This is a genomic window from Pararhizobium sp. LjRoot255 (assembly GCF_964252905.1).
GTDB lineage: Bacteria > Pseudomonadota > Alphaproteobacteria > Rhizobiales > Rhizobiaceae > Pararhizobium.
Genome location: NZ_CAXUPQ020000001.1, coordinates 3369381 through 3381618, shown reverse-complemented (window position 1 = coordinate 3381618; position 12238 = coordinate 3369381). Strand labels below are relative to the sequence as shown.

Sequence of the window (12238 nt, the reverse complement as noted above, 5' to 3'; positions counted from 1 at the left end):
CAGCCAACAGAGAGGATCAACATGCGTATTTCAAGACGTCTCGCCATGGCCGCTTCAGCAGCCGTACTCGCGCTGATGGCAAGCACCGCCATGGCTGCGGGCGAAAAAATCGTGATCGGCACGGAAGGCGCGTATCCGCCGTTCAACAACCTGGAGTCCGACGGCTCGCTGACCGGCTTCGACATCGACATCGCCAAGGCGCTCTGCGAAGAAATGAAGGCCGAATGCACGTTCGTGACGCAGGACTGGGACGGCATCATTCCGGCGCTGATCTCGAAGAAATTCGACGCCATCATCGCCTCGATGTCGATTACCGCCGAGCGCAAGGAAAAGGTCGACTTCACCAACAAGTATTACAACACCCCGCCGGCCATCGTCGTCCCGAAGGATTCGCCGATCACCGAAGCGACGGAAGACGCGCTCGACGGCAAGATACTCGGCGCCCAGTCAGCAACGACCCACTCCAACTATGCCGAAGCGCATATGAAGAAGTCGGAGCTCAAGCTCTATCCGACCTCGGAAGAATACAAGCTCGACATCGCCAATGGCCGCATCGACGGCGTCATCGATGACGTCGTCGTGCTGTCGGAATGGCTGAAGACGGCTGACGGCGCCTGCTGCAAGCTGCTCGGCGTGCTGCCGATCGACCCGGTCATCAACGGCGAAGGCGCCGGCATTGCTGTGCGCAAGGGTGACGATGCGCTGCGCGAAAAATTCAACGCCGCGATCGACGCGATCCGCAAGAACGGCAAATACAAGGAAATCAACGACAAGTATTTCCCCTTCGACGTTTACGGCAGCTGAACCGGAGCGTGGCCGAGCATCCCGTATTCGGGAAGCGCCCATGCGGGAAAAGCATTGGCCCATGACGAAAATGCGACGGCGGAAGGCTTGCCCTTCCGCCGTTTTTGCCTGACAAGGACTATATAAAAAGAAGCTCATCTAAAAACGCTTCAAAGGGGAATGTTCTGGCATGAGCGGATTGTTTGCCGCCCTCTCTTCCGCCGTGGTCTGGCTCGGCTCGGTGATCGACCCATTGTGCGGTCCCATCGGAATTTTCCGATTGTTCGGCTCGGGCACGCTGCTCGCCTGCGACGATGCCGGCTGGGGCGACGAAATCTCCTACGGCTTCATGATCACCGCGACTTTGGCACTTGCGACCCTGCCTATCGGGCTGGTGTTCGGCTTCTTCATTGCGCTTGCCAAGCAGTCCGAGGAAAAATCGCTGCGGCTTGCTTCCAACATCTACACCACCATCTTCCGCGGCCTGCCGGAGCTCCTGACGCTGTTCATCGTCTATTACGGCCTGCAGATTCTGGTGCAGCAGTTCCTCGCCTCGCTCGGCTATCAGGGCGCGGTCGAGATCAACGCCTTCGTGGCGGGCATGATCGCGCTCGGCGTGGTATTCTCGGCCTATTGTTCGGAAGTGCTCCTGTCGGCGTTCAAGGCCATACCGCGCGGCCAGTATGAGGCGGGCGACGCGCTCGGCTTCCATCGCGGCAAGACGATGCGGCTGATCATCCTGCCGCAGCTGGTGCGCATCGCCCTGCCCGGCCTCGGCAATCTGTGGATGGCGCTTCTCAAGGATACCGCATTGGTCTCGGTGATCGGTCTGCCGGATATCCTTCGCCAGACGGGCGTCGCCGCTCGCGTCAGCAAGCAGGCCTTCGAGTTCTTCGCCGTTGCCTGCCTTCTGTTTCTCATTCTCGCCATGCTGTCCTCCATCGTCTTCTCGGCGCTGGAGCGCTGGACCAAGCGTTCGGAGGCGGTCCGATGAGCCACTCCGAAACCATGATCCCGCCGCAACCGGCTCCACCGGGCACAGTCCGGCCCTTTACCGCACAACGCCTGGTCGGCAACATTGCGCTCGGCGTCTGGCTCGCGGCAAGCGTCGGGCTCTTCCTGCTGATGGTCGATGGCTGGGACCCGGAAAAATTCGCCAAATACGGACCGAGCTTCCTCTCCGGCCTCGGCGTCACCCTTGGGATCGTCGGCAGCTCCATCACGCTCGGCGCGATCCTGTCGCTGCCGATCGCCTTCGCACGCATGTCGAAAAACAAGATCCTGGGGTGGGCCGCCTATACCTATGTCTATTTCTTCCGCGGCACGCCGCTGATCGCCCAGTTGTTTCTCGTCTACTACGGCCTCGGCAGTTTCCGGCCGCAGATGGAAGCGATCGGACTGTGGTGGTTCTTCCGCGACGCCTGGAACTGCGCACTGCTCGCCTTCACGCTCAATACGGCCGCCTATCAGGCGGAGATCCTGCGCGGCGCCATCCAGAGTGTGCCGCGCGGCCAGACGGAGGGCGCCGCAGCGCTCGGGCTGCCGGCGCGCATCGCCTTCTTCAAGGTCATCCTGCCGCAGGCGCTGATCGTGGCGCTGCGTCCCTACGGCAACGAGATCATTTTGATGATCAAGGGTTCGGCCATCGTTGCGATCGTCACCGTCTTCGACCTCATGGGTGAAACCCGCCGCGCCTTCTCACGCACCTTCGACTATCAGATGTATGTCTGGGCAGCGATCCTGTACCTGATCATGGTCGAGATTCTGCGCAATCTCTGGGCCTGGCTGGAAGATCGGATCACCCGTCACCTCAAGCGCTGAGCGCAGATGCCATCCTTAGCAGCACTCACGCCGATGCGCTGCTAATAGATTGATTTCGCTGAATATTTATTTCAGTGCGACAATTTTGTTAGTTCCCGATTAACCAAATCGGTGCTTCAATTCCAGGGACCATCATTGACGAGAATGAGGTTCCAAATGACAAATGAACTGGAACTGCAGCTCAAGGGTTACGGCCTGACGACGGCCCAGATCCTTTATCGCATGCCCGATCATCCGAGCTTCCTGCAGACCTATATCTGGCAGCACTACGATATCGCGCCCGATTTTCCGGAAATGAAAAGCTTCCTGAAATTCTGGCAGGAATCGCTCGAGGGGCCCCTGCATTCAGTGCGCTACGTGCACCGGAAACTGATCTCGGCCTCGGACTGGCGGGCACTCAAGGGCGAGTTCATCATCAACTAGAGCGCCGCGCGTCCTTTCGGACGCGCTAAGGTCGCTCCAGTGTTAAATTGTGTCTCGCCCCGAAGCTTGAGGAATTTACACCGATCGGGTGATGCCGCCATCGATGCGGATGTTCTGGCCGGTGATATACCCGCCGCGGTCGGTCGCCAGAAGCGCCACCAGTTCGGCCACTTCCTCCGATGTGCCATAGCGACCCATCGGAATGCGCTGGCGTCGTTCCTCGGTCTCCGGCAGGCTGTCGATGAAGCCCGGCAGAACATTGTTCATGCGGATGTTGTCGGCCGCATATTTGTCGGCAAACAGCTTGGTGAAGGCGGCAAGACCTGAGCGGAAGACGCCCGATGTCGGAAACAGCGGGTCCGGCTCGAAAGTGGCATAGGTTGAGATATTGACGATGCTGCCGGATTTCTGCTCCAGCATGATCGGTGTCACCAGCCGCGTCGGCCGCACGACGTTCAGGAAATAAACGTCCATTCCCTTGTGCCAGTCCTCGTCGGTCAGTTCCAGCACCGGCGCGCGCGGCCCATGCCCGGCTGAATTGATCAGAGCATCCACCCTGCCCCATTTGGCATAGGCGGTATCCACCAGCCGCTTCAGATCGTCGTTGGACTGGTTGGAACCCGTCACTCCGACGCCGCCAAGTTCGTTTGCCAGCGCCTCGCCCTTGCCGGAAGAGGAAAGAATCGCGACGCGGTAGCCCTCCGCCGCCAGCCGTCGCGCCGATACAGCCCCCATGCCGGACCCGCCCGCAGTGATGATTGCAACCTTCCGATCCGTCATCGTCGTCTCCTCATGTCAATGAAGGCGCGATAAAATCAGCAGTTGTCGCCAATCACAATCAAGAAATCCTGCACATGCCATCAGCGGATATCGTCTACAGCGCCGCACGTCAAACCTGACGCGCAACGGACGCTGTAGCATTTTAAAGTGCTGCACTTTTATCCCTAGATCGATTCCGATTTAAGGAATTATGCAGCAACGGATCAGACATGAACCTCGCCATGTGCCAGCTCGCCCTCGCCCAGCTCCTTGTGAAGCGCAAAATAGGCGATCGCAGCGTAGAACAGGGCAACAAGGCCGAACACCACCCAGCCGGAAACAGGCCCGAGCGCCGCATTGGTAGCCACGTCCGCGAGGGAGCGCACATGCCGTGTCTCGCTACCATCGGGCTGTAGAACTGGCGACGAGATTTTCAAGGCCCAGGCCAAGAGCAGGATCAGGTACATCCAGCAATAATTGCGCCGCAACCGCCGGCAGACGGCCGCGCGATAGCTCATCAGGAAGGCCGGCCGCCGCAGGCTGTCGGCGATCGGCGTCGCCCAGTTCACCTTGAACGGCGCTTGCGGACTGAGGACCTGCGCAAAATAGCCGCGTTCCATTCTGCGAACGCGAGCGCGATAGACGTCGAAGAAGCGGTATCGCCGCGCTTCGATGAACAGAAGCAGCGAGATGAGCAGCATCGCGAACAGCAGTACCCCGTGATGAGAGGTCGGCGTTGAAAGTGAAACCGAAAGCAATGCCGCGGCTACGGTGATCGCCCAGTTCGACGTCCGGTCAATGCGGTCGCGCCAGCCGGCCATGCGGCCGATTTCGCCGCGATAATAGTGGACGAGGGCCGTGATGGTCTCCGGTGGCGTTGCCGGCAAGGGTGGGCTTTTCGCCTCGTTATCATCCTTCAGCAGTTCGACCGGGCTGAGTTCGTCCATGACCATTTTCCTCCGGGGCTTTTTGTTATTGGGCCTATCATGCGCTCAATTTTGGCCACGATAAACGTTTTTCACCCCCAAAATGCCCGGGAAAGCGGGTTTTCGCATTGCCAAAAGAACGGCGCGGCCGTAAAGACGCGGCCATGCAGAAGATTGATGAAGAAGCCCTCGCCGAAGCCTATAACCGTGCCCTTGCACTGGAGAAATCCGGCAATGTCGATGCCGCGGTGAAAGCCTATGAGGAGGTGCTTGCGATCGATCCGGACGATCACGGCGGCGCGGCCATCCGCATCGCGTCGCTCGGCCGTGGCGACACGCCCGATAAGGCGCCGGACGCCTATGTAACTACTCTCTTCGATCAGCACGCCGATGTCTTCGAGGATGTGCTCGTCGAGCAGCTCGACTATCACGTACCGATGATGGTGCGCCAACGGCTGCAGGCTCTAAAGCTCGGCCCGTTTGCCCGGGTGCTTGATCTCGGCTGTGGCACGGGCCTGACCGGTGGCGCGCTGCGCGACATGGCAGACGATATCACCGGCATCGACCTGTCCGAGAACATGGTCGAGATCGCCCACGAGAAGGACCTCTACCAGACGCTCTATGTCGCCGAAGTCGTCGATTTCCTTGAGGACAATGACGACGAGCCCTTCGATCTGATCACCGCGACCGACGTCCTGCCCTATCTCGGCGCGCTCGAGGCCCTGTTCTTCGGCGCTGCCGAAAACATGAACCCCGGCGGCCTGTTCATCTTCTCAAGCGAAACCCTGCCAGCGGAAACCTTCGCCGGCCGCACCTTCATGGTCGGCCCGCACCAGCGCTTCGCCCATGCCGAAACCTACGTCCGCGAACGCCTCGACGCCATCGGCTTCGACATCGTCGAACTCACAGACATCATCGTGCGCATGGAAGAGGGGGAACCGATCGCCGGCCATCTGGTGATTGCAAGACTGCGGGCCTGACCGCCCTCTTCCGCAAAAAATCATCCTCCCGTGTTCCGTGTCGGACCGCGGTGACGCAAGCCGGAATGCCACTCTTGCCCTGACGCCGCCGGGCCCTATCATTCTCGAATGGAAATTGTCGAAGTTTTCCAGCGCCTCGGTGTGGCGCTCGCCATCGGCCTCCTCGTGGGCTGCGAGAGGGGCTGGCAGGACCGCGACGTGCCCTCTGGCGGCAGAACCGCCGGTATCCGCACGTTCGGCCTTTCGGGCTTTCTCGGCGGGCTTGCCGGTTATATCCAGACACTCGCCGGACCCATCCTGCCTGCAGTGCTGCTGCTGCTCTTCGGCGCTGCTTTCGTCGTCTTCAAACTGCGAGAGTCGGAGGCAGACGAGGATTATGGCGCCACCACTGTCGTCGCGGCCTTCGTTGTCTTCGCGCTTGGTGCGATAGCGGTCGTCGGCGACGTGCGGGCCGCGGCGGCCAGCGGGGTCATAACCACCGCGTTGCTCGCCGCCAAGCGCAGCCTCCACGGTTTTCTGGAGAAATTGACCTGGCTGGAGATCAGGGCAGCCCTCATTCTTTTGGCCATGACGCTCGTCGCCCTGCCGCTGCTGCCGAACGAGACCATCGATCCCTGGGACACCTTGAACCCCTTCACTCTCTGGCTGTTGACGGTCACGATCGCCGCCATCTCCTTCGCCGGTTATGTCGCCATCCGTGTTGCCGGACCCAGTCGCGGCATCCTGTTTGCCGGCGCCGCCGGCGGATTGGCCTCCTCGACGGCGCTAACGCTCTCCTTCGCCCGCTTCGCCGCCGAAGCACCGGAAAGCGCCCGGCAACTGGGGTCCGGCGCCACCATTGCCGGGGCCTTGTCGCTCATCCGCGTCCTCGTTATCGGCGCCGCCCTGGCACCCGTCCTTCTGATACCGCTGGCGATTGCGCTGGTGCCGGCCGTACTTGTCATGCTGGCCGCAAGCTTCTGGATCGTGCGCCGTGGCAACGGCAAGCATGGTGCGCCGGATCTTCAACTCGAAAACCCATTCGAGCTTGGCGAGGTGCTGCGTTTCGGCGCCCTGCTTGGCGTCGTCATCGTGGTGTCAAAGGTTCTGGTCGACAGGATCGGCCAAACCATGCTTTTTGCCGTCGCGGCCGTGTCGGGCCTGATGGATCTCGACGCCATCACGCTTTCGACGGCACGTATGGCAGGGACGTCGGTCGATCTTCCCACCGCCGTCGCAGCGATCCTGATCGCGGTCGTCGTCAATCTCATGACGAAAGTCGTGCTGGCATTCACGGCTGGCGGCAAGGGACCCTACGCGACAACGCTCACTTTGGCGACGCTTGCGGCCATCGCTGCTGGTGCAGCCGCCTACTTCACCCTGAGTTCGTTCGCATCCTGATTGCCATGCCGCGTATTTTCATGAAATGCTGCCGCACGGCGGCATTCTCCCTTCCGCCTCCGGACCATTTCCGCTAAGTCTCTCGCGATACGCGGTAGAGGAGCATTGGAATGGCAAAGGTCGCTTTCATCGGTCTCGGCGTCATGGGCTATCCCATGGCCGGTCACCTCAAGACGCGTGGCGGGCATGACCTGACCGTCTACAACCGCACCGCCGCCAAGGCCGAGAAATGGGTGGCAGAATTTGGCGGACGCGCGGCCGCGACACCTGCCGAAGCGGCGGACGGACAGGATTTCGTTTTCTCCTGCGTCGGCAATGACAACGACCTTCGCTCCGTTACGATCGGAAAGGATGGCGCGTTCGAAACCATGAGGAAAGGCGCGATCTACATCGACAACACGACCGCGTCTGCCGAAGTCGCCCGCGAGCTCGACACGGCCGCGTCGGCTGGCGGCTTCCATTTCATCGACGCCCCGGTGTCGGGCGGCCAGGCTGGCGCCGAAAACGGCGTTCTGACGGTGATGTGCGGCGGCGATCCCGCTGTCTTCGAACGCGCCAAACCCGTCATCGATGCCTATGCCCGCATGGTCGGCCTGATGGGTCCCGCAGGCTCCGGTCAGCTCACCAAGATGGTCAACCAGATCTGCATCGCCGGCCTCGTCCAGGGGCTTGCCGAAGGCATCCATTTCGGCAAGAGGGCCGGGCTTGATATCGAGAAGGTCATCGACGTCATTTCCAAGGGTGCCGCTGGCTCCTGGCAGATGGAAAATCGCCACAAGACGATGAACGCGGGCAAATATGATTTCGGCTTCGCCGTCGACTGGATGCGCAAGGACCTCGACATCCTGCTCGCCGAGGCCCGCCGCAACGGCGCCAAGCTGCCGGTCACTGCCCTCGTCGATCAGTTCTACGCCGACGTACAGGCGCTCGGCGGCAACCGCTGGGACACCTCCTCGCTGCTGGCGCGGCTGGAAAAATGAACCTGTCGCCTTCCTCTCCGGCAGATGCGGTCATTGCCCATCTGAAATCACTGCGGAGGGAGGAAAACCGTGCGGGAATGGCGCGTTTCGGCATCGAAACCACAACGGCGCTCGGCATTTCCAATGCCGAACTGCGGCGGATCGCGCGGGCGATCAAGCGTGATCATAGCCGCGCACTCGAACTGTGGACCAGCGGCATCCGCGAGGCGCGGCTGCTTGCGTCGTTCACGGCCGAGCCGAAGGCGCTGGCACTGGAGACGGCCAGAGTTTGGGCCGGGGATTTCAATTCCTGGGAAATCGTTGACGGCGTCGCCGATCTCTTTGTCGATGCCCGGCTGGAAGACATCCTCATCCCGGAGTTTGCCGCCGACGAACGCGAATTCGTCCGGCGGTCCGCTTTTGCGATGATCGCCGTCAGTACCGTTCATCTGCGGGACGAGCCGGATGACACCATCCTCGCCTGGCTTGCGCTGATCGAAGCCTATGCCGGCGACGAGCGCAATTTCGTTAAAAAAGCCGTAAACTGGGCGCTACGCCAGATCGGCAAGCGTAGCGCCTGCTGCCACGGCCCTGCCCTGTCGCTGGCTGAGACGCTCGCCGCACGCCAGGATCGCAGTGCTCGATGGATCGGCAAGGATGCCGTCCGCGAACTGGCGAGCGCCACGGTGCTTGACCGTCTGAGCCTGTAGCCCCGCCGGCCTCACTCCTCGCCCGATTTCGCCTGTTCGATCTGCATGTAGTCGAGCGGCAGTTGCGTCGTGTACTTGATCTGCTCCATCGCGAATGCCGATGAGACATCGCGGATTTCGATCTTGGCGATCAGACGCTTGTAGAAGGCATCATAAGCCGCGATATCGGGCACGACGACGCGTAGCAGGTAGTCGACGTCGCCGCTCATGCGGTAGAACTCCACCACTTCCGGAAATTCGCCGACCACTTCGGAAAAGCGCCGCAGCCATTCGATGGAGTGGGTATTGGTGCGGATCGAGACGAAGACCGTAACCTTGGTATTGACCTTGACAGGATCAAGCAGCGCCACGCGGCCGCGGATCACGCCGTCCTCTTCCATCTTCTGGATCCGGCGCCAGCACGGCGTGGTGGACAGGCCGACCTTCTTGGCGAGGTCGGCAACGGCGAGTGTGGAATCTTCCTGCAGAAGACGCAGGATTTTGCGGTCAAGACGATCCATCAAGTAGCTCCTTCGAATATTTTTCTCTCTATAACGCGAAAAAAGCCAAATGGAAGAAAATTGTTTCAGGAAATCAATTTTTTGACCCGCTCGCGCAAGACCGGCAACACCTCCGCCTCGAACCACGGATTCCTCTTCAGCCAGCCGGTATTGCGCCAGCTCGGATGCGGCAGGGCCAGCACCGCCGGTCCGGTGTTGGAGCCCACATAGCTGCGCCAGTTGCGCACCGTCTCGGTCATCGTCGCGGCGCGGCGGTCGCCCAGGTGCCAGCCTTGCGCATATTGGCCGATGGCAAGCACAAGCTCGATCTGCGGCATGGCATCCATGACCCTTTGCCGCCATCGCGGCGCGCATTCCCGGCGCGGCGGCAGATCGCTGCCCTTGTCGTCATAACCAGGAAAACAGAAACCCATCGGCACGATGGCAAATAGTCTCGCATCATAAAACTCATCGCGCGTCACCTCGAGCCATTGCCGGAGCCGATCGCCGGACGCGTCGTTGAACGGCAGACCGCTCTCGTGGACGCGCAGGCCCGGCGCCTGGCCGCAGATCAGGATGCGCGCCGTCGGCGAGATGACCGCGACCGGACGCGGCTCGTGCGGCAACCGATGGTCGGGGCCGCGCGCCGGCGTGTCTCGACAGATCCGGCAGGCGGCAATCGCCGCGCATAAATCCGCCAGATCATCCCTTGCCTTGTCCGTCATTCCCTCAAGCCTTGAAAGCTACGTCTTCAACCATGCGCCAAGCCGCGATATCACCGCGTCAAGCCAGCCGTCCGGTATATGGGGTGCCTCCTCCATTCCGCCATGGGTCTGGCGCCATGTGCGCGGCGCATCGAACGTACCCTCCCAGATGCCGAGCCGCTTCGCCCTCGCGGCATCCTGCTCGGCCTCGTAGTCTCCGAAGGCAACGGCATAACCTGCACCGACCATCGCCGCATTGAGGTCGCGGCCGCCCGACGAGCACACGGCCAGAAGCCGGCCATAGCGGTCGCTGCCACCCGCGTCGCATGTGGTTTTCGCGTCACCGATCAGAGCGTCCAGATGGTCCCTGGCCCCTTTGCCGCACGGCCATGGCTGATTGTCGCGCTGACAGATCTGCCGGAGTTCCGGCGCATCGATACCGACGAGCCGGATACGCTTGCCGTCAAGAACCAGCGTGTCGCCATCGACAACTTTCACGTGGCCCGAACTCAGTTCCTGACGGCCAGCGTCGAGGCGTGTCACCACAAGCCCGAGAAAGAGGAGAATCAAAACCGTCAGGAGAAGATCGCGGCTGACGCTCACCAGACGTTTCATGGTTATCCCTACTGCCGCAAACGATAAACTCACCTTACGGAAGGCAGCTCTAAAAACAAGAAATCGCAGCAACTTCTTAAGGATTTCCCCTTATGGTTCAACGGATTCCGTTAACGCGTTTGAGATCATGAGTAAGGGCGTCAGCACCTCGACCGACAAGATCATTGTCGACAAGTCGCGCAGCCATCGCAACAAGGCTGTGTCGAAAGCCGTGCGCGCGACCCGCGAACGGCTGCAGGCCGGCCCGTCGAATGCGTCCGGTTTTGCCAGGGAGATGCTCGGGCTCCATGTCGATGCGATGCTGCAGGGCGCCATCGCCACGCCGCTCTTCCTGTTTCTGGTCACCGGCGTCGGCGTCTACCTGTCTCAAACACTCGACATCGTCGCCTGGGGCCTGATGACGCTCTGCGTCCATGCCATCGGCATTCTCCTGGCACGCCGGGCCAAGACCCGTGAGATCACTGCAGAAAAAGTATCCTATTGGCACCGCCGCTTCCTGATCGTGCAGATCGTTCTCGGCCTCTGCTGGGCAGCTTTCATGCTTCAGGATTGCGATCGCTGCGGCGAGGTCAATTTCGGTTTCTACAAGGGCGCCGTGCTGTTGATTGCGCTTGCCGCAACGGCGATGGGCACCTTCCTGCTGCGCAATGCCCTGCTCTTCACCTTCATTCCGGTCATGCTGGTGCTTGCCGGCCTGACGCTCAAGACCGGCAGCCCCGGCTACCTGGCCTTGACCGCGGTTGTTTCGACGTCGCTGATCTTCCTCGTCTTCATGACGAACCGCATGCACCGTTCGAATATCCATATTCTGTCGATGCAGTCCGAAAAGGACGACCTGATCGCCGAACTCGAAGTCGCCAAGTCGATGTCGGACGAAGCGCGGCGCCGCGCCGAGGAGGCAAACCTCGCCAAATCCCGCTTCCTTGCCTCGATGTCGCACGAGCTGCGCACCCCGCTCAACGCTATCCTCGGCTTTTCCGAGGTCATGTCGACGGAAGTGCTCGGGCCGCTCAACAATCCGATCTACAAGGAATACACCGGCGATATCCATCGCTCCGGCCAGCACCTGCTCGACCTGATCAACGAGATCCTCGACCTTTCGCGCATCGAGGCCGGCAAATACGACCTCAACGAGGAGGCAGTACAGCTCGTCGAGATCACCGAGGATTGTATCGGCATGGTACAGCTGCGCGCCCGCACCAAGAACATCACTATCACCGAGCAGTTCGAACACGGTATGCCGGCGGTCTGGGTCGATGAGAAGTCGATGCGTCAGGTGACGCTCAATCTCTTGTCGAACGCCGTCAAGTTCACGCCGTCCGGCGGCGAAATTTCGGTGAAGGCCGGCTGGACGGCCGGCGGCGGGCAGTATCTCTCCATCAAGGACAATGGCCCCGGCATTCCCGAAGACGAAATCCCGGTCGTGCTCTCGGCCTTCGGCCAGGGGTCGATCGCCATCAAGAGCGCCGAACAGGGAACCGGCCTCGGCCTGCCGATCGTGCAGGCGATCCTTGCCAAGCACAATGGCCAGTTCATCCTGCGCTCCAAGCTGCGCGAAGGCACGGAAGCCATCGCCATCCTGCCGTCAAAGCGGGTGCTGCAGAGCATCCCCGCCGTCGAGGACGCGCCGGCGATCGAGCGGCGCCGGAAAAGCTTCGCCTGAGGCCGCCAAGCCTTTCGCTCGAACTGCGCCGCGATG

At 61.1% G+C, this 12238-nt stretch carries 14 protein-coding genes; 9 read left to right on the top strand and 5 right to left on the bottom strand.

Annotated elements, in window-relative coordinates; all coding sequences use genetic code 11:
- The first annotated feature begins 21 nt into the window (after positions 1 to 21).
- The 4 genes from ACSQ2W_RS16245 to ACSQ2W_RS16230 all read left to right on the top strand — a co-directional run bounded on the left by ACSQ2W_RS16245 (position 22) and on the right by ACSQ2W_RS16230 (position 3027).
- A complete protein-coding gene (locus tag ACSQ2W_RS16245; protein ID WP_436087178.1) occupies positions 22 to 804 on the top strand; it encodes an ABC transporter substrate-binding protein in 783 nt (260 codons plus the stop codon).
- Positions 805 to 973: 169 nt separating this feature from the next.
- Positions 974 to 1777, top strand: a complete 804-nt coding sequence (locus ACSQ2W_RS16240; protein ID WP_436087177.1) for an ABC transporter permease — start codon at positions 974 to 976, stop codon at positions 1775 to 1777.
- The gene (locus tag ACSQ2W_RS16235) at positions 1774 to 2604 is read left to right on the top strand and encodes an ABC transporter permease (protein ID WP_436087176.1); all 831 of its coding nucleotides are present in this window, start codon (positions 1774 to 1776) and stop codon (positions 2602 to 2604) included. Before ACSQ2W_RS16240 ends, ACSQ2W_RS16235 begins: the two co-directional genes overlap by 4 nt.
- 156 nt (positions 2605 to 2760) lie before the next feature.
- Positions 2761 to 3027: an usg protein gene (locus ACSQ2W_RS16230; protein WP_113006516.1), complete on the top strand. Its 267-nt coding sequence runs from the start codon at positions 2761 to 2763 to the stop codon at positions 3025 to 3027.
- 75 nt (positions 3028 to 3102) lie between these two features.
- Here the strand turns inward: ACSQ2W_RS16230 and ACSQ2W_RS16225 are convergent, their stop codons facing one another.
- Together ACSQ2W_RS16225 and ACSQ2W_RS16220 are read right to left on the bottom strand one after the other, a co-directional pair.
- Positions 3103 to 3807 carry an SDR family oxidoreductase gene (locus ACSQ2W_RS16225; RefSeq protein ID WP_436087175.1) on the bottom strand — a complete coding sequence of 235 codons (705 nt, stop codon included), beginning with the start codon at positions 3805 to 3807 and terminating at the stop codon, positions 3103 to 3105.
- Between the two features lie 203 nt (positions 3808 to 4010).
- Positions 4011 to 4733 carry a DUF2270 domain-containing protein gene (locus ACSQ2W_RS16220; protein ID WP_436087174.1) on the bottom strand — a complete coding sequence of 241 codons (723 nt, stop codon included), beginning with the start codon at positions 4731 to 4733 and terminating at the stop codon, positions 4011 to 4013.
- Positions 4734 to 4876: 143 nt separating this feature from the next.
- On the opposite strand from ACSQ2W_RS16220, the gene ACSQ2W_RS16215 reads away from it, so the two are divergent.
- The 4 genes from ACSQ2W_RS16215 to ACSQ2W_RS16200 all read left to right on the top strand — a co-directional run bounded on the left by ACSQ2W_RS16215 (position 4877) and on the right by ACSQ2W_RS16200 (position 8741).
- Positions 4877 to 5692 (top strand): methyltransferase domain-containing protein, encoded by an 816-nt coding sequence (locus ACSQ2W_RS16215; RefSeq protein WP_436087173.1) that lies wholly within the window; start codon positions 4877 to 4879, stop codon positions 5690 to 5692.
- A 108-nt stretch (positions 5693 to 5800) separates the two neighbouring features.
- Positions 5801 to 7072, top strand: a complete 1272-nt coding sequence (locus ACSQ2W_RS16210; RefSeq protein ID WP_436087172.1) for an MgtC/SapB family protein — start codon at positions 5801 to 5803, stop codon at positions 7070 to 7072.
- Between the two features lie 110 nt (positions 7073 to 7182).
- Positions 7183 to 8052: an NAD(P)-dependent oxidoreductase gene (locus ACSQ2W_RS16205; protein WP_436087171.1), complete on the top strand. Its 870-nt coding sequence runs from the start codon at positions 7183 to 7185 to the stop codon at positions 8050 to 8052.
- Entirely contained in the window at positions 8049 to 8741 is a 693-nt protein-coding gene (locus tag ACSQ2W_RS16200) for a DNA alkylation repair protein (RefSeq protein ID WP_436087170.1), read from the top strand. The genes ACSQ2W_RS16205 and ACSQ2W_RS16200 overlap by 4 nt, the downstream gene beginning before the upstream one ends.
- Positions 8742 to 8752: 11 nt before the next feature.
- On the opposite strand, the gene ACSQ2W_RS16195 is transcribed toward ACSQ2W_RS16200, so the two are convergent.
- From ACSQ2W_RS16195 to ACSQ2W_RS16185, 3 genes are all read right to left on the bottom strand, one after another.
- Positions 8753 to 9241, bottom strand: a complete 489-nt coding sequence (locus tag ACSQ2W_RS16195; RefSeq protein WP_436081055.1) for an Lrp/AsnC family transcriptional regulator — start codon at positions 9239 to 9241, stop codon at positions 8753 to 8755.
- 65 nt (positions 9242 to 9306) lie between these two features.
- Positions 9307 to 9945 (bottom strand): uracil-DNA glycosylase family protein, encoded by a 639-nt coding sequence (locus tag ACSQ2W_RS16190; protein WP_436087169.1) that lies wholly within the window; start codon positions 9943 to 9945, stop codon positions 9307 to 9309.
- Positions 9946 to 9963: 18 nt separating this feature from the next.
- Positions 9964 to 10539: a thermonuclease family protein gene (locus tag ACSQ2W_RS16185; protein WP_436087168.1), complete on the bottom strand. Its 576-nt coding sequence runs from the start codon at positions 10537 to 10539 to the stop codon at positions 9964 to 9966.
- 127 nt (positions 10540 to 10666) lie between these two features.
- Here ACSQ2W_RS16185 and ACSQ2W_RS16180 point away from each other — a divergent pair, with 127 nt between their 5' ends.
- Complete coding sequence (locus ACSQ2W_RS16180) at positions 10667 to 12202, top strand: sensor histidine kinase (RefSeq protein ID WP_436087167.1); 1536 nt, start codon at positions 10667 to 10669, stop codon at positions 12200 to 12202.
- The last annotated feature ends 36 nt before the right edge of the window (positions 12203 to 12238 follow it).